The following is an 18,529-nucleotide window of genomic DNA, read 5'->3' as shown; positions in this document are numbered from 1 at the left end:
AATGAGAACTATTTATACATCAGATGCACCGGGTGCAATTGGACCATATTCGCAAGGGGTAGTCGTTAATAATATGTTCTACAGCTCAGGTCAAATTCCATTAACGGCAACAGGTGAACTGATTCAAGGTACAGTGGAAGAGCAAACTCATCAAGTATTCAAAAACTTACAGGCTGTACTGAAGGGAGCAGGAGCTTCTTTAGAAACAGTTGTTAAGGCGACAGTATTTATTAAAGATATGAATGATTTCCCGCTTATTAACGATGTGTATGGTGAATATTTCGATAAGCATAAGCCCGCTCGTTCTTGTGTAGAAGTAGCAAGGCTACCGAAAGATGTGCTTGTTGAAATTGAAGTGATTGCGTTAGTGAAAGAGTAGTTCGAATAGATGGATGTAGGAAAGAAGGCGAAGTTGTCGCCTTCTTTTTTATATGGTTAGAAAATATAAATTAGTGAATATCATGAAGTTGTCATTTCTCAAAGACGCTTTGTCTATGGTAAGAAACGAATAAGCAGTTTTTCTTATAAATTCAAAAAAATAAAAAAAGTTTCGAAAAAAAGAAGGAAATCCCATATTTTTAGAGAAATGTCTATGTATGAATAAACATTCTTATAGGTGGTGACTTAAATGCAGGTGACAGATGTGAGATTACGTCGTGTAAATACGGATGGACGAATGCGTGCCATTGCTTCTATTACAATTGATCACGAGTTTGTTGTCCATGATATTCGTGTTATTGATGGTAATAATGGTTTGTTTGTAGCAATGCCAAGCAAAAGAACTCCAGATGGCGAATTTCGAGATATTGCCCACCCAATTTCTTCGCAAACAAGAGAAAAGATCCAAACAGCTGTTTTAACGGAATATGAAAAGGCTGGCGAAGTAGAAGAAGTGGAGTATGAAGAAGCAGGTGCTTCGTAGTCTCGTTTTATGGATAAGCAAAACCACTATGATCGAAATACATAGTGGTTTTTTGCGTCTGATTTTTTTCAAAGTGAGAAGAATAGCATGGATCGATTTTTGTCGGATATTAATAGCATATTTGTGAAGGTTATCGATAAATCCTTGAAATAGCCTTAGTTTTAGAGTATATTCGTAATGGAAAATGGAAGATCTGGAGGGAAACCATGAGCAATCGTTATGCGGTTATTTTAGCAGCGGGACAAGGAACACGGATGAAATCAACGTTATATAAAGTGTTACATCCTGTATGCGGGAAGGCAATGGTTCAACATGTCGTTGATCAAGTCGCAGCTTTAGAAGTGGAAGAACAGGTTGCTGTTGTCGGTTATGGCGCTGAAGTTGTACAAGAGCAGTTAGGTGAACAGGTTTCGTATGTTGTACAGGAGAAGCAGCTAGGCACAGGGCATGCGGTTATGCAAGCTGCTGATTTACTTGAGCAAAAAGAAGGCATTACGCTCGTTTTATGTGGAGATACACCCCTTCTGACAGCAGATACGTTGAATGAGTTGTTAGAATGTCATGAACGTGAAGATGCGAAGGTGACTGTATTAACAGCAAAGGCCGAAGATCCTAGTGGCTATGGACGGGTTATACGAAATGAGCATGGACTTGTTGAACGAATTGTTGAACAGAAAGATGCTTCAAAAGAAGAGCTTGAGGTGCAAGAGATCAATACCGGTACGTATTGTTTTGATAATGCTTTACTCTTTAAAGCGTTGAAGCAAGTTGGTAATGATAATGCGCAGGGTGAATATTATTTACCAGATGTTATTGAAATATTGAAGAAGCAAGGTGAAGCCGTAGCTGCCTATCAAACACCGATGTTCGAAGAGACCTTGGGAGTAAATGACCGGGTAGCATTATCTCAAGCTGAACAATTGATGAGAAAGCGCATTAATGAGTATTGGATGAGACAAGGGGTTACGTTAATTGACCCTGGAAATACGTATATTTCTGCACAAGCAATGATTGGGCAGGATACAATCATCCATCCTGGCACACACTTACAAGGAAATGTGTCAGTCGGTCGTAACTGTATCATTGGTCCAAATACTGAAATCAAAGACAGCTTAATTGGTGATGAGACAGCTATTAGACAATCTGTTGTCCATGATAGTGAGATTGGTAAAGTGGTTTCGGTTGGTCCGTTTGCTCATATTCGTCCACAGTCAAACATCGGGGATGAAGCGCGAATTGGCAACTTTGTTGAAATTAAGAAATCAAGCTTAGGTCATGGAAGTAAAGCTTCGCATTTAAGTTACATAGGGGATGCAACGGTTGGATCAAATGTGAATTTTAGCTGTGGCGCTGTAACTGTAAACTACGATGGAAAGAATAAATTTAAGACGGTCATTGAAGATGGTGCCTTTATTGGATGTAATGCGAACCTGATTGCGCCTGTAACGGTTGGTAAGCAAGCGTTAGTTGCTGCTGGTTCCACGATAACGGATGATGTACCAGAGTCGTCTCTCTCCATCGCACGCTCTAGGCAAACGAATAAACATGATTACATCAACAAGAAAGATTAGATAAATAAGTGATTTCGGAGGGAAAAAAAGATGCCCAAATACGGCGATCCACGGTTAAAGATTTTTACACTTAATTCAAACCCTGATTTAGCACACCAAATTACAGAGCATATTGGTGTTCCAATGGGAGATTGTTCGGTTACACGATTTAGTGATGGGGAAGTCCAAATAAATATTGAAGAAAGTATTCGTGGCTGTGATGTTTACTTGATTCAATCGACATCTGCACCAGCAAATGAACATATTATGGAACTTCTCATTATGATTGATGCATTGAAACGAGCATCTGCACGTACAATTAATTTGGTTCTCCCATACTATGGTTACGCTCGTCAAGATCGCAAGGCGCGGGCAAGAGAGCCGATTACGTCAAAGCTTGTCGCTAATTTAATGCAAACAGCTGGGGCAACAAGAGTATTAACTCTAGATTTACATGCGACACAAATACAAGGCTTCTTTGACATTCCAGTTGATCAGTTAGTAGGGGTACCTATTTTGGCTGATTATTTTCAAGATAAGAAGCTAGAAGATATTGTCATTGTCTCTCCTGATCATGGAGGAGTAGTTCGGGCACGTAAAATGGCTGATCGCTTAAAAGCACCAATTGCGATTATTGATAAGCGCAGACCGAAGCCTAACGTATCTGAAGTTATGAATATCGTTGGTCATATTGAAGGGAAAACAGCGATTATTATTGATGATATTATTGATACGGCTGGCACGATTACATTAGCGGCAAATGCGTTAGTTGAATCAGGTGCCAAGGAAGTATATGCATGCTGTACACACCCTGTTCTATCAGGGCCGGCCATGGAACGTATTAATAATTCAAAGATTAAAGAGCTTGTTGTCACCAATTCTATTCCACTAACGGACGAGAAAAGAAGTGAAAAGGTTACAGAATTATCGGTCGCAGCCTTACTTGGGGAAGCGATTATCCGTGTCCATGAGCACGCTTCCGTAAGTAAGTTATTTGATTGATTTGAAAAAGTGGTTTGAAAAGGTCGTATTCGGGGAAAACATGAAATAGAGACATCTAAAAATCAAATTAGAGGTGGTATAAATCATGGCAACCGTTTTACAAGCAAATCCGAGAGAAGACTTAAGAGGTTCTGCAACGAGAAAAATACGCAAAAAAGGATATGTACCTGCTGTTATATATGGAAGTAAGACAGAGAGTAAGCCTGTGGCAGTTGAAGGAGTAGACCTATTAAAAACGATTCGGGATGTAGGTAAGAACGGATTATTTTCCTTGGATATAGAAGGAAAGTCAAAGCACCAAGTGATGGTACACGACATTCAAGTAGACCCGCTTAAAAATGAATATTTGCATATTGATTTCTTTGAAGTGGATATGCAATCTGAAATTGTGGCAGAGGTAGCTGTTCAACTTGATGGTGATGCGCCTGGTGAAAAAGAGGGCGGCGTTGTCTCTCACTTATTATATGATTTATCAGTGAAATGTTTACCAGCTGATATACCTGAAGAAATTGTTGTAGATGTATCAAATTTAGCGATTGGTGATTCCATACAGGTAGCCGATATTCGATCTTCTGTTAAGGTCGATGTCGTTAATGAAGATGAGGAAACGATTGTAACCGTTCAAGCTCCTGCAGCTGAAGTTGAGCCAGAAGGAACGGAAGCTGAGGAAGGTGCGGAGCCAGAAGTCATTAACGAAAAGCCTAATAACGAGGAATAAAGAAATCTATATTATGAAAATAGCCTGTAATGAGATATACTCATTATGGGCTCTTTTACAGTGAATTGTGAGGGCCTTACCAAATGTGGGGTAGATATGAGCTGCCACGTGTGGATTGTAAGGGAGAGAATAGCCTTGAAATTAATTGTCGGACTAGGAAATCCAGGTGAAAAATATCGAGGAACACGCCACAATGTAGGCTTTGACTGTATTGACTATTGTGCGAAAGAGCTAGGAATTGAACTTAATCAATTGAAGTTTAAAAGCTTGTACGGTAAGGGACTTGTTAATGGCGAAAAAGTGATTTTGTTGAAGCCACTAACGTATATGAATTTATCTGGTGAAGCGATACGTATGATTAGGGATTATTACAAATTGTCCGTTGAGGATCTTGTTGTCATTTATGACGATATGGACTTGCCACCCGGAAAGATTCGCTTACGGCAAAAAGGGAGTGCGGGTGGTCATAATGGGATTAAGTCCACTATTCAACAGTTAGGCACGAATGAGTTTAATCGAATTCGAATTGGGATTAATCGACCTGATCCAGGTCAATCGGTTGTAGATTATGTCCTCGGTAGCTATAAGCCTGAGGAAAAAGAATTTGTATCAAATGCCGTGAAACAAGCTACAGCAGCAGTAGAGGCCTGGACAGAGATGCCTTTCCTTCAAGTGATGAATCGTTTTAATTAGTGTATAGGTCATGTTCAATTCGCTCATACTAATGACAAGTATACGGGTGAAAGGAGCGCTAGTATTGGCTATCCATTATCAATGTAGGCATTGTCATGCAAAGGTTGGGACGATTGAACATTCCATACATGCAAACGTATTAGGCTTTGATATGCTCACGAGTACAGAGCGAACCGAGATGGTATCATATTTGGAAAATGGCGATATACACGTAAAGGTCATTTGTGAAGATTGTCATGAAGCACTTATTCGAAATCCTGACTTGCATGAAGTCGATATTGTCGTACAATAGAGGGAGACTCTATTTTAAAATGAGAGGATTATTACAAGGCTTCGAAGGTATCTCAAAGGATAACGTGCCCTTTTGAGATGCCTTCCTTTTCTATGGCAGGAACTTTAGTTACAGAGCACGAATACAAAAGAAATAGCATTCATACATATATTATCATGTTGAACGTGAGGTTAAGACATAACAGGGGGAGAAGTATGAAAGGATTGCAACAGTATTTTCGTACAAGTGAAGATATACAAACGATTGCTACAACAGTCAAATCTGGAATGAAGGAGCAGCTAATAACGGGACTAACAGGTTCATCTAGAGCGTTGTTTGCTTCGTCATTGTTTCTAGAAACGTCACAGCCGATGCTGATCGTCACACATAATTTATATCAAGCACAGAAGCTCTATGAGGATTTTATTGAATTCTTAAACGAGGATCAAGTTCTATTATATCCTGTAAATGAGCTTATTTCAGCCGAAATAGCCGTTGCTAGTCCGGAAATGAAAGCGCAACGCATTGAGGTGTTAAATAAGCTTGTACAATCATTTAATGGTGTAGTGATTGTTCCTATAGCTGGAATGAGAAGACAGCTTCCTCCAAAACATGTCTGGGAGCTTCATCAGCTTGAATTGAAAGTCGGATCGGATATAGGTGATACGACGAAGCTACTTGATCAGCTTATTACTATGGGTTTCCAAAGAGTAGATATGGTCGCCTCACCAGGTGAAGTGAGCGTACGTGGAGGTATTATTGATCTGTATCCGCTTACAGTTACGAATCCGATTCGAATTGAATTATTTGATACAGAGATTGATTCTATTCGTAGTTTTCAAGTTGAAACGCAACGTTCGGAGGAGGAAATGCAAAATGTACTCATTTCTCCAGTACAGGAAGTGCTATTACGCCATGACGATTATAAGCGAGCGGAGGAACGCTTAAGAAGTAAGCTTTCTAGTACGGTCACAAAAATTAAATCTAAGGAAATAAAAGAAAAACTAACACAGCATATATCTTTTGAAGTAGGGCAGCTAAAACAGCAAACATCGTTTCAAGGAATGTATAAATACATGTCTCTTTACTATGAGGAAGAGTACTCGCTTGTATCCTATTTACGAGAAGATACGTGTATTTTGTTTGATGAAATGTCACGAATTAAAGAAATGGCCGATCATTTAGATCAAGAGGAAGCGCAATGGAGTATGGCGTTATTAGAGCAAGGAGAGATGGTTCATGACGTTAGGATGTCTCTCCCTGTATTTGAAGAAATTAAACAAAAGCGTTTTTCATCAATCTATTTATCTTTATTTTTAAAGCATGTTCCGTCGACAAATCCAGAAAACATCATGTCTATTACATGTAAGTCGATGCAGGAGTTTCATGGGCAATTACCTTTATTAAAGTCTGAGGTGGAGCGTTGGCTGAAACAAGATCAAGCGCTTGTCTTTTTAGCGAGTTCAACTGATCGAGCAAAGCGCTTAGTTTTACAGCTTGAAGAAGAGGGGATTGATAGTCAGCTTGTTGAGGACCAGACGGAATTAATCCCTGGAAAAGTTCATATGATGGTAGGTGCGCTTCATAAAGGCTTTGAGCTGCCAAAGAGCAAACTCGTTGTCATTACAGAGGAAGAGATTTTTGCGAAAAAAGCGGTCAAACGGCCACAGCGTAAGAACAAATTGTCAAATGCTGAGCGAATAAAAAGTTATTCTGAATTAAAAGTGGGAGATTTAATTGTTCACACGAATCATGGGATTGGGAAATATTTAGGTGTAGAAACGTTAGAGATAAATGGTCTTCATAAAGATTACTTACATTTGCGTTATGCTGGAAATGACAAGCTGTATGTGCCAGTTGAACAAATCGACCAAGTGCAAAAATATGTTGGCTCAGAAGAAAAAGACCCGAAAATCTACGCATTGGGTGGAAATGATTGGAAGAAAGTAAAGAAAAAAGTACAATCATCTGTAGAAGATATAGCGGATGATTTGATTAAATTGTATGCTGAGCGTGAGGCGAGTAAAGGCTTCGCTTTTGCAAAGGATACTGAGGAGCAAAGAACGTTTGAGTCATCGTTTCCTTATCAAGAAACGGAAGATCAAATTCGAGCAAGCGATGAAATTAAAGAGGATATGGAAAAAGGGCGTCCAATGGATCGTCTATTATGTGGAGATGTAGGTTACGGGAAGACTGAGGTAGCTATTCGGGCAGCATTTAAAGCGATTATGGATGAGAAGCAAGTAGCCATCTTAGTTCCAACGACGATTCTAGCGCAACAGCACTATGAAACGATTAAAGAGCGTTTTGCCGATCATCCTATTAACATTGGTGTATTAAGTCGTTTCCGCTCTCGAAAGGAGCAAAATGAAACATTAAAAGGATTAAAGGCTGGTTCGATTGATTTAATTGTAGGTACTCACCGTTTGTTATCAAAAGATGTGGAATATAAGGATCTCGGTTTGCTAATTGTTGATGAGGAGCAACGGTTTGGTGTTACACACAAAGAAAAGATAAAAAAACTTAAGGCAAATATCGACGTACTGACGTTAACTGCGACACCTATTCCTCGTACGTTACATATGTCAATGTTAGGTGTCCGTGATCTATCTGTCATAGAGACACCTCCAGAGAATCGATTTCCTGTTCAGACGTATGTCGTTGAATACAATGGAGCACTAATACGTGAAGCTATTGAACGTGAGTTGTCGCGTGGTGGTCAAGTTTATTTCTTATACAATCGGGTGGATGATATTGAGCGGATGACTGAGCAAATCTCTATGCTTGTTCCAGATGCGCGTGTTAGCTATGCGCATGGACAAATGAATGAAAGAGAATTAGAAACGATTATGCTGGACTTCCTTGAAGGTAATAGTGATGTGCTTGTGACGACGACGATTATTGAAACAGGTGTCGATATACCAAATGTTAATACGCTTATCATCTACAATGCAGATAAAATGGGTCTATCACAGCTGTATCAAATTCGAGGGCGTGTGGGTCGTTCGAATCGGGTTGCCTATGCATACTTTACGTATCAACGCGACAAGGTTTTAACAGAAGTAGCAGAAAAACGTTTGCAGGCTATTAAAGAATTTACTGAGTTAGGCTCTGGATTTAAAATTGCGATGCGTGATTTGTCTATTCGTGGTGCGGGGAATTTATTAGGAGCGCAGCAGCATGGGTTTATTGAATCAGTTGGATTCGATTTGTATTCACAAATGCTAAAAGAAGCTATTGATGAGCGAAAAGGTGATAAGCCTACAGAGAAACCATTTGCAGTTGAATTAGATGTGAAGGTTGATGCTTACATTCCTGAAAGCTTTATTCAAGATGCTCAACAGAAGATCGAAATTTATAAACGATTTAAAGGGGCTAGCACGGTTGAAGATATTGGTGATTTACGCGATGAAATCTTCGATCGCTTTGGAGAATATCCAAAGCAGGTTGATTTCCTGCTACGGTTAACGAATATCAAGCTGATTGCAAATAAAATTCGAATTGAAAAGATTTCCGAGCAGAAGGATCAAATCGAGATTTTGATATCTGAGGAAACGACGCAAACAATCGACGGTGCCAAATTAATGGAACTCATTCTTCCTATTGGAAGGGAGGTTAATATTGGCACAAATAATCGTCAAATCAAATGTACAATTAAGACGAAATCATTAACGGACGAGCAAATACTTGATCGAATGGAAAAAGTAATGGATTCTATTCCACGAACTCAAAAAAGCCTCACTTCATAATTGCTAATGTACTGAAAGACTTATGTGCTTAAGGGCACCGAAAAAATTTGGGTTTTAACTTTTTCGGTGCCCTCGGTTTGTTTGGTTCAGTACGCTCTAATTGTTGAATTGGGAAATTTAGCTAAGTGGATAAAATGAGTAATTGGTGAATAGTTCTTTTTTTACGAAAGATACTATAGCTAAGAAAAGAAATGGATATTTTTCTTATCACTTACCATCAAGTGAATACATCATTAGAAAGTGAGGCAATAACGTATGAAAGCTACAGGTATCGTTCGTCGTATTGATGATTTAGGACGGGTTGTCATTCCGAAAGAAATTAGACGGACTCTTCGTATTCGTGAAGGTGACCCTTTGGAGATTTTTGTTGACCGTGACGGGGAAGTTATTTTAAAGAAATATTCACCAATATCAGAGCTTGGCGATTTTGCGAAGGAGTATGCAGAAGCTCTCTATGATAGTTTGAATCATTTTGTTTTAATTGCTGATCGAGATACTTTTATTGCTGTAGCAGGTGCACCGAAAAAAGAGTTCTTAAATAAAGCAGTTGGTCAGGTTATTGAAAAAGTAATCGATGGTCGAAAAACTGAACTTGTGACATCCCAAGGTGATTATAACATCGTTAGCGATCATCAGGATGATTTGAAAGGGTATGTGGCAACGCCAATTATCGCCAATGGTGATCCGATTGGTGCCGTTGTGATCTTTAGTCGCGATGAAGAGTTGACAGGTGCGATGGAGCAGAAGCTGGCTGAAACTGCCGCTGGTTTCCTTGCTCGGCAAATGGAGCAATAAGAAAGGATAAGGAAGAGAGAATATTTTCTTGAACAACAGCCTGTTAAAGCCTTAATTATTTCAATTTTATATTTTCTCTATACGAAGGTCGTTACAATGTTTTTTAGTTGTAGCGACCTTTTAGCTGTTATAACCCTATATTTTCTTTGCCGTTTGGCCCAACTTTCAGTATGATAATACGTAACGGAAAAAAAGTGAGGAGAATGGCTAGTGCAGGAACAACAGCGAATGATGAAAGGGCTAGCCGTTGTATCAATAGCCGCATTAATAGCAAAAGTGTTAAGTGCGATTTATCGTGTGCCTTTTCAAAATCTAGCAGGAGATGTAGGTTTTTATGTTTATCAACAAATCTATCCATTATATGGGATCGTTATGGTGTTATCCATGTATGGCTTACCTGTCGCACTATCAAGAAAAAGAGTGGAGCTTCTTGAATTAGGTAAAAAGAAGGAAGCGAGACAATTAACGGCTTTATTTTTTTATAGTTTATTGCTAATGGTTGTGCTCATATGGTTAATCATATATTTCCAAGCAGGAACGATTGCAACGATAATGGGAGATTCTCAGTTAAAAGAACCTCTTCAAGCAATGAGCTATATTTTATTTGTTATTCCTTTTTTAAGTGTCGGGCGTGGCTATGCACAAAGTGAAGGGGAGCTTATATCGACGGCTGTTTCACATATTGGTGAACAAATTATTCGTGTGTCAGTCATCATCGGCCTTACAGTTTATTCTGTATACTATGGGTTCGATGCTTACCAAATCGGAGCAGGAGCAGCTTATGGTTCTTGGATAGGGGCGGGGTGTGGCGTCTTCTTGCTGTTAATCATGACAAGAGGTAATTGGTTCAAACAAGTATGGATTGTCCAGACAAACTCTACTTCGTTTAAGCAGTTGCTACCTATCTGCCTTTCGCTAGTAAAGCATAGCTTCTATATTTGCATGAGTGTTCTTGTGCTTATATTGTTTCAGCTTGTTGATGCATTTACAATCGTTCGTTTACTGGAATCTTCGGGTATGGATTCATTAACAGCATATATTGAAAAAGCGGTCTATGATCGTGGACAGCCTCTTATTCAAGTAGGGGCAGTGTTAACGACTACATTTACGTTAGCATTGGTTCCAATGATTACAAAGGCTGTTACAGCAGGACAACCGAAAGAAGCAAAACGCCATCAACAGACTGCTTTTCGATTAACATTCTTAATAGCAGGAGCGGCAACGATCGGATTGTTCATCATTATGAACGAGACGAATCACATGTTATTTACAGATGGAAAGGGTTCAGATGTTCTTAGGGTATTAGTACTTGTGATTTTGTTGCAATCTCTATTTATCACAATGTCCGCCATTTATCAAGGATACTCCTTCCTTCATTTACCCTTTATTGCCGTGCTCGTAGGACTTGCAATCAAGATAGCTGGTCAGTTTCTTTTTGTCACTCACCTAGGTGTAATGGGAGCAGCATGGTCAACCGTTATTGGGTTTGTCTGTATGCTAGTCTATTTAATGTATAATGGGTATAAAAGACGGATTCTTTCGTTTGGCCGTATTCGTTCATATAGTACGATTCTTGTTGTATTAATAGGATTGGCGGTTGTTAGCTTTGCATTTAAGCAATGGCTTATTCTGTTTATTCAGGAATCGAACCGTTTATATGACACTCTTATAGCAGTATCAACCTCGTTCGTTGGTATGGTGGTAGTTATGGTTACAATTAGCCTTCTTCCTGTATTTAGCAAAAGCGAATGGGAGATGGTACCTGCGTTGAATAAAATGAGAGCAATCGTCATGAAAAGAAGGTGAAAAAGATGAAAAAAATAACAGTCATTGGCTTAGGTGCTGGTGGTCTTGAGCAAATGTCATTAGGTATATATCGTTATATAACAAAGCACAAAAAACTCCTTGTTCGGACAATGGAGCATCCAGCGATCAAGGAGCTGGAAGCAGAAGGGGTTGTCATTGAGTCGTTTGATCATTTGTATGAAGAATATGATGATTTTGAAAGGGTTTATGAAGCGATTGTCGAACAATTAAAAGAAAAGAATGATACAGAATTGATATATGCCGTACCAGGTCATCCATTTGTCGCAGAAAGAACGGTTCAATTATTAAAGGATGATCAAGACGTGACGCTACACGTATTAGGTGGACAAAGCTTTTTAGATGACATGTACACAGCGTTACAAGTTGATCCAATTGAAGGCTGTCAGATCATTGACGGGACAAGCATGAATAGAGATGAGCTTGAGCTGACTCATCATATGATTATTGTACAAGTGTATGATTCGTATATTGCCTCAGAAGTGAAGTTAACATTGATGGATCGCCTACCCGATGATTATGAGGTGACGATTGTGACGGCGGCTGGCTCTCGTGATCAAATCATTAAAACCGTACCATTGTATGAGCTTGATCGTGATCTAGCTCTTTCTAATTTAACGGCTGTCTACATCCCTCCAGTTAAGAATGATCAGTTATTATATGGGGAATTCGATGCGTTGCGTCAAGTTATTGCCAAGCTTCGTGGGCCTGGTGGTTGTCCGTGGGATCAGAAGCAGACGCATGCTTCATTAAAGAAATATTTATTAGAAGAAGCGTATGAAGTATTAGAAGCGATTGATCAAGAGGATGATGAGCATTTAATCGAGGAATTAGGCGATGTCCTCTTGCAGGTCATGCTGCATGCACAAATTGGTGAAGATGAAGGCTATTTTTCAATTGACGATGTTGTCCGTTCGCTAACAGAAAAGATGATACGACGTCACCCTCATGTGTTCGGTGATGTGAAGGTAAAGGACAGTGACGATGTTGTCCTAAACTGGGATGTGATCAAACAGCAAGAAAAGGGGCAACAGCCTGAGGAGCTGCTGTTAGATGGAGTTCCAAAGGGAATTGCCGCGTTAATAGAGGCGAAGAAGCTTCAAAAGCAAGCGGCAAAGGTTGGTTTTGATTGGTCAGAGGCAGCTCCGATTCTCGTCAAGCTACAAGAAGAGATTGGAGAATTCCTACAAGAAGTGAAGGACGAGCGTATGAATGAAATGACGAAAGAGCTCGGTGATATGTTGTTTGTCGTAACGAACTTGGCTCGTTTTTATGGAATAGATGCTGAAGAAGCGTTATTAGGAGCTAATCAGAAATTTAGAAGGCGCTTTAATCATATTGAAATGGTTACGCGAGAACGAGGATTGGCCATGTCGAATCTGACTCTGGAGCAATTAGATGATATTTGGGAAGAAGCAAAACAATTAGAGAAAGAAGGGGATTTAACATGAGACTTGATAAATTTCTTAAAGTATCTCGAATTATTAAAAGAAGAACATTAGCGAAAGAGGTTTGTGAGCAAGGACGGATTACAATTAATGACCAAGTGGCAAAGGCCGGTTCGAATGTGAAGCCTGGAGATATACTTGTGATTCGTTTTGGACAAAAGCTCGTAACGGTTGAAGTTAATGATGTGAAAGATGTTGTTCGTAAGGAGCAAGCAGGTATGCTGTATACGATTGTAAAAGAGGAGCCTGTATCGTAAGGTTGAGGCCACTAAAAAAAGTAAAAGTTATATAGGAGTATGAATTTGTTTATCTGAGAGAGCTTGTTCTAAATAAAATTCTTTGTTCATACATTTCATTAAAGAAGTGAATGGAGGAGGAATGAGCATGGATAATCAATATGAATACGGTACTCCAATGGGGAGAAAAAGGGAAACAAACGATCACGATATTCGTTTAATTAGTAGGAAGCAGTTAGATATTACCGGAGTGAAACAGGTTGAGAGCTTCGATAATGAGGAATTTCTGCTTGAAACGGTTATGGGATTTCTATCTGTTCGTGGGCAAAATTTACACATGAAAAACCTAAATGTCGATCAAGGGATTGTGTCTATTGAGGGAAAGGTATATGATCTCGTTTATTTAGATCAAAGTCAGCAGGAGAAATCTAAAGGATTATTTGGGAAGTTATTCAAGTGAATGTCACCATTCAATTTTATACAATCCTATCAATGATTGGTATGGGTCTTTATATTGGAGCAGCTATTGATACGTACCATCGCCTTCTAAAGAATAGGACGACATATTATTGGTTTTTTGCTTTAAATGATGTTTTATTTTGGTTCATTCAGGCATGTATCGTATTTTATGTTCTGTTGTTTGTGAATAATGGTGAAGTGCGTTTTGTGATGTTTGTTGCGCTTCTTTGTGGTTACGCAGCGTATCAAGCTCTTTTTCAACGAGCGTATCAAAGTTGTTTAGAGTATTTGATTAATAAAATACTAGCCATATATCGAATGGTCGTTCGATTATTTGTTGTTCTTCTTATAAACCCTACTAAGTATCTATTGAAAGTAGCATATTCATTGTGTATGATGATAGTATCGATAGTCTTGACGGTTTTCCACGGACTGTGGAAATGTATTTGGAAAATAGGCTATTTATTAAGTATTCCGCTATTTAAATGGACAGGTCTTCTATCTCTTTTCGAGAAATGGCAGCCTTTTTTGAAAAGAATAAAAGGATTTTTGTTGTTTAAGAAGAAAAATGATTAATAAAAGGGAGGGAATCATCATGGTCACTAACCGAATGTCAAGAGTAAGAGAATTAGACAATCAGTATATTCAGCAAAAAGAGCGTGAATTGGAACTATCCACAAAGAAACGCCGTGGTCTCATTCGACGCTTAACGGTTATCGGAATTGTAACGGTCGTATTACTAGGCTTTGGTGGTGTGACCATATCCTCTCAGCTTGCCGTAGTAGATGAAAAAAGGCAGGAGAAAGCAGAGCTAGAAGCTTTTCTAGTTGAGCTTAAGCAAGAAGAAGATCGGTTGCATGTAGATGTGGAAAATTATCAAGATGTGTATTACATAGCTGAAATTGCTAGACGTGATTACTATTTGACAATGCCAGGTGAAACGTTGTTTAAAATACCTAACATACCAATAGATTGACACATTTTTTTCGATTCGAGTATAATGTAAACAAACGAATATTTTTAAGATTTCTTAAGGAGGATCTATTTTTTCATGTCAATCGAAGCAGGCAGCAAGTTACAAGGCAAGGTTACGGGGATTACACATTTTGGAGCTTTTGTAGAGCTTCCAGGTGGTTCAACGGGTCTTGTTCATATTAGCGAAGTCGCTGATAATTATGTTAAGGACATTAATGAGTTTTTAAAGGTTGGAGATGAAGTAACAGTTAAAGTTGTGAACGTTGAGAAGGATGGGAAGATTGGTTTATCAATTCGTAAAGCGCAGGATCGTCCAGAACGATCAGAGCGACCAGAACGTCCTGAGCGTCCAGCCAACTCAGAACGTCCGAATCGTCCTTATCAGCAAAGGTCGAATCGCCCACAAGGTGGTGGCCGTGGCGGAGGTCAACGACAAAACCAATCACGACCGTCTACATTGTCTTTCGAAGATAAAATGAGCCGTTTCTTGAAGGATAGTGAAGAGCGCATTTCTACCTTAAAACGTCAAACGGAATCTAAGCGTGGAGGTCGAGGCGCACGAAGAGGATAACTTGCTGCTATAGCTCATGATAATTAAACACCGAGGCATTTGCCCCTCGGTGTTTTTTGTTTTTCTTAGAAAGTCATTTGTCACAATTCATGTTGACTTAGAGAAATGGATATAGTATATTATTACTTGTCGTGATTAAGCTATATGAAATATGGCGGTGTAGCTCAGCTGGCTAGAGCGTACGGTTCATACCCGTGAGGTCGGGGGTTCGATCCCCTCCGCCGCTACTAAAGGAAAAGCTATCTCATGCTATAAGGTAGCTTAAAACGTAGACAAAACGTCTTTGAGAAATGATTCTCAAAGGCGTTTTTTACGTTATCTCAGGAGAGTTTATTTGCTCTGTTTTGTATTTGTTCGGTTTCTCTTTTGTTAAAATACTTTGACTCAGCCTTATGCGACGCATGTAAAGAAATATACCTCTTATTTTTAATCTCACCTGTTTTTCTTTCCCCATCATGTTCAATAATCTCCTATATTAAGAGGATTTCTTTGCTGATGAAAGCAGTAGTTTTGGTATGTGTACCTATTTTAGCCGAAAAGAGTCGAACACTTTTTATGTATTGAGTCTCCATTTTGACAAAAACTGTGCGTCACAATCGCTATAATAAAACCACGATTTTAAAAGAGGTGGTGGAAGTAAGAATGAGAAAAGAAGTGGTGATGGAACAAGCCTGGATTCATGGCGGAAATGCTTTTAAACAATTAAAAGTGTGGATGCGGTCTTTATTTTTTCAGTATGGATTGCTTATTGCGGTAGTAGGTTTTTTGCTTGGGAGAGCGATGATCTTAGCAGAATTGGCCCCGTTTGCACTTCCTTACTTGGCAGCTATTTACTTTTTAAAGAAGGAACGTGTAGCAATAGCGGCTATTTCTCTCGTATTAGGGGCATTATCAAGTTATCATGGACAAGCTCTCTTTATTGCTATTGCTATATTCTCCTATGTGATTATTTATAAGCTCACCACTCGCTTTGCGACTGACTCGGCTAGGTCTTTACCTTATATGGTATTTGGTGCAAGTATATTAACGAGAGTAGGAATGGTCTTTTTAGTCGAAGGGACTGTCAGTCAGTATGTATGGATGATGTCCACAGTCGAGGCGGGTTTAAGTTTTATTTTGACGATGATCTTTATGCAAAGTGTGCCGTTAATTACACAGAGGCGCTTTCAGCAACCATTAAGAAATGAAGAGATTGTATGCTTAATTATACTATTAGCATCTATTATGACAGGGACGGTGGGCTGGGCTTTTTATGATGTGACAGTTGAGCATGTGCTGGCGAGGTACCTTGTGTTAGTTTTTGCCTTTGTTGGCGGAGCGGCAATTGGTTCGACTGTTGGAGTTGTAACTGGGTTGATTTTAAGCTTAGCGAGTGTAGCTAGCTTGTATCAGATGAGTTTACTTGCTTTTGCAGGTTTGTTAGGTGGTCTGTTAAAAGAGGGGAAGCGTGTAGGTGTCGGACTCGGTTTACTTGTAGGAACATTATTAATTGGCCTTTATGGTGACGGTGGATCGGCGTTGTCTGTAACACTACTAGAATCGTTGTTTGCCATATTGATTTTCTTTTTAACGCCTAAAGGATTTATTTACTACCTTGCGCGATATATTCCCGGAACTGCAGAATATTCAAAGGAGCAGCAGCAGTATTTAAGGAAAATAAGAGACATTACAGCAGGGCGTGTTGAGCAGTTTTCAACGTTATTCCAAACATTATCGAATAGCTTTCAAGCGTCTGAGCGCGTTTCAACTGAAGAGGATGAAGAAAGAGAAATGGATTACTTATTAAGTAATGTAACAGAGAAAACGTGCCAAACATGCTTCAAAAAAGAGAGGTGTTGGGTTAAGGATTTTTCAAAAACATATGATTCTATGCAACGAATGATGGTTGAGATGGAGCATCAAGGAGAGATAAAAGATCAAGTGTTAATGGCTGAATGGAAGAGACATTGTATTAAGCCAGACAAGGTGATTCATGCGATTGACCAAGAACAACAGCAATTTCAAGCAAATCAAAAGTTAAAGAAGCAAGTGATGGAAAGTAGAAAGCTCGTTGCCGATCAATTGTTAGGCGTATCACGAGTGATGGGCGATTTCGCTAAAGAAATTCAGCGGGAAAAGGAAGCGTACTATTATCAAGAGGAGCAAATGGTTGATGCGTTACGAACAGTCGGTATGGAGGTAGGTCATATTGATATATTTAGTTTGGAAAAAGGCCATACAGAAATTGAAATGAGTGTTGCTTATCAAGGGGAGGGACATTGTGAGAAAATTATTGCTCCAATGATTTCTGATTTGTTAAAGGAAACGATTATTGTGAAGAAAGAGGAGAGTGGTTTCTATCCTAATGGCTACAGTCATGTTTCGTTTGCATCGGCTAAACAGTTTGTCGTCAATACAGGTGTTTCTCATGTTGCTAAAGGTGGTGCGTGGGTGTCGGGTGATAGTTATTCGACCATTGAACTCGATACCGGAAAATATGCCATTGCGATCAGTGATGGGATGGGGAATGGTGAACGTGCACATTTGGAAAGTAATGAAACACTACAATTATTACAGAAAGTATTACAATCAGGAATAGAGGAAACGGTAGCCATTAAATCGGTTAATTCGGTTTTGTCGCTACGATCAACAGATGAAGTCTTTTCCACATTAGATTTGGCAATGATTGATTTGCAGAATGCAGAAACGAGGTTTTTGAAAATTGGTTCGATTCCAAGCTTTATTAAACGAGGGGATCAAATTATAAAAATAGAGGCAAGTAATTTACCAATGGGTGTGTTCCAGGAGTTTGATGTTGATGTTGTCAATGAGCAGCTTAAGCCAGGAGATCTCCTTATTATGATGAGTGATGGTATTTACGATGCTCCAAAGCAAATTGAAAATAAGGAAATGTGGATGAAGCGTATGATTACGGAAATGAATACAGATAAACCTCAAGATATTGCTGATTTAATATTGGAGCGTATTATTAGACAAGGACAAGGAGATATTGAGGATGATATGACGGTCATTGTGGCAAAGGTAGAGCAAAATACTCCGAAATGGTCCGCGATTCCACTGTATAAATCACCGCATCTATTTAGAAAACAAACACAGAAGGCCGCATTCTCTTAAAAAATAAATTAGAGAGGTGTAAGTGGATTCGCGGGAGGCGTCGGCTACGCTCGTTACATGCTTTTCTGAAAGAAGCTCACATGTAGAAAAGCTCAAACCCTTGTAACGGCTTAGCACGACGTAATTAAGAAAAGACTGCTACGCAGTTTTTCTTAGGACATTATCTGTTTTAACGTATAAAACCTTTTAAGCTAGTGAATGC

General features: G+C 39.2%; 17 protein-coding genes and 1 tRNA gene. All 18 read left to right on the top strand.

Annotated elements, in window-relative coordinates:
- Position 1: 1 nt before the first annotated feature.
- The 18 genes from ACERJO_RS14940 to spoIIE all read left to right on the top strand — a co-directional run bounded on the left by ACERJO_RS14940 (position 2) and on the right by spoIIE (position 18,327).
- A complete protein-coding gene (locus tag ACERJO_RS14940; protein WP_373647994.1) occupies positions 2–379 on the top strand; it encodes a RidA family protein in 378 nt (125 codons plus the stop codon).
- Between the two features lie 249 nt (positions 380–628).
- The gene (gene spoVG / locus ACERJO_RS14935) at positions 629–922 is read left to right on the top strand and encodes a septation regulator SpoVG (protein WP_035345789.1); all 294 of its coding nucleotides are present in this window, start codon (positions 629–631) and stop codon (positions 920–922) included.
- A 206-nt stretch (positions 923–1,128) separates the two neighbouring features.
- Positions 1,129–2,493 (top strand): bifunctional UDP-N-acetylglucosamine diphosphorylase/glucosamine-1-phosphate N-acetyltransferase GlmU, encoded by a 1,365-nt coding sequence (gene glmU / locus ACERJO_RS14930; protein ID WP_373647993.1) that lies wholly within the window; start codon positions 1,129–1,131, stop codon positions 2,491–2,493.
- Between the two features lie 30 nt (positions 2,494–2,523).
- Positions 2,524–3,474 carry a ribose-phosphate diphosphokinase gene (locus ACERJO_RS14925; protein ID WP_247107262.1) on the top strand — a complete coding sequence of 317 codons (951 nt, stop codon included), beginning with the start codon at positions 2,524–2,526 and terminating at the stop codon, positions 3,472–3,474.
- 85 nt (positions 3,475–3,559) lie between these two features.
- A complete protein-coding gene (locus tag ACERJO_RS14920; RefSeq protein WP_373647992.1) occupies positions 3,560–4,192 on the top strand; it encodes a 50S ribosomal protein L25/general stress protein Ctc in 633 nt (210 codons plus the stop codon).
- A 135-nt stretch (positions 4,193–4,327) separates the two neighbouring features.
- The gene (pth, locus tag ACERJO_RS14915) at positions 4,328–4,885 is read left to right on the top strand and encodes an aminoacyl-tRNA hydrolase (protein WP_373647991.1); all 558 of its coding nucleotides are present in this window, start codon (positions 4,328–4,330) and stop codon (positions 4,883–4,885) included.
- Positions 4,886–4,949: 64 nt separating this feature from the next.
- Positions 4,950–5,177 carry an anti-sigma-F factor Fin gene (gene fin / locus ACERJO_RS14910; protein WP_035345799.1) on the top strand — a complete coding sequence of 76 codons (228 nt, stop codon included), beginning with the start codon at positions 4,950–4,952 and terminating at the stop codon, positions 5,175–5,177.
- Between the two features lie 194 nt (positions 5,178–5,371).
- A complete protein-coding gene (mfd, locus tag ACERJO_RS14905; RefSeq protein ID WP_373647990.1) occupies positions 5,372–8,905 on the top strand; it encodes a transcription-repair coupling factor in 3,534 nt (1,177 codons plus the stop codon).
- A 255-nt stretch (positions 8,906–9,160) separates the two neighbouring features.
- Positions 9,161–9,700: a stage V sporulation protein T gene (gene spoVT / locus ACERJO_RS14900; protein ID WP_247107266.1), complete on the top strand. Its 540-nt coding sequence runs from the start codon at positions 9,161–9,163 to the stop codon at positions 9,698–9,700.
- Positions 9,701–9,910: 210 nt separating this feature from the next.
- On the top strand, positions 9,911–11,506 hold the full coding sequence (locus ACERJO_RS14895) for a putative polysaccharide biosynthesis protein (RefSeq protein ID WP_373647989.1): 1,596 nt from the start codon (positions 9,911–9,913) through the stop codon (positions 11,504–11,506).
- Positions 11,507–11,511: 5 nt separating this feature from the next.
- On the top strand, positions 11,512–12,975 hold the full coding sequence (gene yabN, locus ACERJO_RS14890) for a bifunctional methyltransferase/pyrophosphohydrolase YabN (RefSeq protein WP_373647988.1): 1,464 nt from the start codon (positions 11,512–11,514) through the stop codon (positions 12,973–12,975).
- On the top strand, positions 12,972–13,229 hold the full coding sequence (locus ACERJO_RS14885) for an RNA-binding S4 domain-containing protein (protein ID WP_035345809.1): 258 nt from the start codon (positions 12,972–12,974) through the stop codon (positions 13,227–13,229). Before yabN ends, ACERJO_RS14885 begins: the two co-directional genes overlap by 4 nt.
- A 157-nt stretch (positions 13,230–13,386) precedes the next feature.
- The gene (gene yabP / locus ACERJO_RS14880; RefSeq protein ID WP_373648024.1) at positions 13,387–13,668 is read left to right on the top strand and encodes a sporulation protein YabP; all 282 of its coding nucleotides are present in this window, start codon (positions 13,387–13,389) and stop codon (positions 13,666–13,668) included.
- A complete protein-coding gene (yabQ, locus tag ACERJO_RS14875; protein ID WP_247107270.1) occupies positions 13,665–14,243 on the top strand; it encodes a spore cortex biosynthesis protein YabQ in 579 nt (192 codons plus the stop codon). The genes yabP and yabQ overlap by 4 nt, the downstream gene beginning before the upstream one ends.
- A 19-nt stretch (positions 14,244–14,262) precedes the next feature.
- Positions 14,263–14,643 (top strand): FtsB family cell division protein, encoded by a 381-nt coding sequence (locus ACERJO_RS14870; protein ID WP_247107271.1) that lies wholly within the window; start codon positions 14,263–14,265, stop codon positions 14,641–14,643.
- Between the two features lie 75 nt (positions 14,644–14,718).
- Positions 14,719–15,213, top strand: a complete 495-nt coding sequence (locus ACERJO_RS14865) for a S1 domain-containing RNA-binding protein (RefSeq protein ID WP_247107272.1) — start codon at positions 14,719–14,721, stop codon at positions 15,211–15,213.
- A 153-nt stretch (positions 15,214–15,366) separates the two neighbouring features.
- Positions 15,367–15,440 (top strand) — tRNA-Met (locus ACERJO_RS14860).
- A gap of 415 nt (positions 15,441–15,855) precedes the next feature.
- Positions 15,856–18,327: a stage II sporulation protein E gene (gene spoIIE / locus ACERJO_RS14855; RefSeq protein ID WP_373647987.1), complete on the top strand. Its 2,472-nt coding sequence runs from the start codon at positions 15,856–15,858 to the stop codon at positions 18,325–18,327.
- Positions 18,328–18,529 lie beyond the last annotated feature (202 nt).

The organism is Halalkalibacter sp. AB-rgal2 (assembly GCF_041821005.1).
Classification (GTDB): domain Bacteria; phylum Bacillota; class Bacilli; order Bacillales; family Bacillaceae_D; genus Halalkalibacter.
This window is presented reverse-complemented; position numbering and strand designations above follow the sequence as displayed.

What these genes read in the sequence shown, in the direction of transcription:
- ACERJO_RS14940 (WP_373647994.1), top strand. Translation starts at nt 2, where the DNA reads ATGAGAACTATTTATACATCAGATGCACCGGGTGCAATTGGACCATAT.
- spoVG (WP_035345789.1), top strand. Translation starts at nt 629, where the DNA reads ATGCAGGTGACAGATGTGAGATTACGTCGTGTAAATACGGATGGACGA.
- glmU (WP_373647993.1), top strand. Translation starts at nt 1,129, where the DNA reads ATGAGCAATCGTTATGCGGTTATTTTAGCAGCGGGACAAGGAACACGG.
- ACERJO_RS14925 (WP_247107262.1), top strand. Translation starts at nt 2,524, where the DNA reads ATGCCCAAATACGGCGATCCACGGTTAAAGATTTTTACACTTAATTCA.
- ACERJO_RS14920 (WP_373647992.1), top strand. Translation starts at nt 3,560, where the DNA reads ATGGCAACCGTTTTACAAGCAAATCCGAGAGAAGACTTAAGAGGTTCT.
- mfd (WP_373647990.1), top strand. Translation starts at nt 5,372, where the DNA reads ATGAAAGGATTGCAACAGTATTTTCGTACAAGTGAAGATATACAAACG.
- spoVT (WP_247107266.1), top strand. Translation starts at nt 9,161, where the DNA reads ATGAAAGCTACAGGTATCGTTCGTCGTATTGATGATTTAGGACGGGTT.
- yabN (WP_373647988.1), top strand. Translation starts at nt 11,512, where the DNA reads ATGAAAAAAATAACAGTCATTGGCTTAGGTGCTGGTGGTCTTGAGCAA.
- ACERJO_RS14885 (WP_035345809.1), top strand. Translation starts at nt 12,972, where the DNA reads ATGAGACTTGATAAATTTCTTAAAGTATCTCGAATTATTAAAAGAAGA.
- yabP (WP_373648024.1), top strand. Translation starts at nt 13,387, where the DNA reads ATGGGGAGAAAAAGGGAAACAAACGATCACGATATTCGTTTAATTAGT.
- ACERJO_RS14870 (WP_247107271.1), top strand. Translation starts at nt 14,263, where the DNA reads ATGGTCACTAACCGAATGTCAAGAGTAAGAGAATTAGACAATCAGTAT.
- ACERJO_RS14865 (WP_247107272.1), top strand. Translation starts at nt 14,719, where the DNA reads ATGTCAATCGAAGCAGGCAGCAAGTTACAAGGCAAGGTTACGGGGATT.
- spoIIE (WP_373647987.1), top strand. Translation starts at nt 15,856, where the DNA reads ATGAGAAAAGAAGTGGTGATGGAACAAGCCTGGATTCATGGCGGAAAT.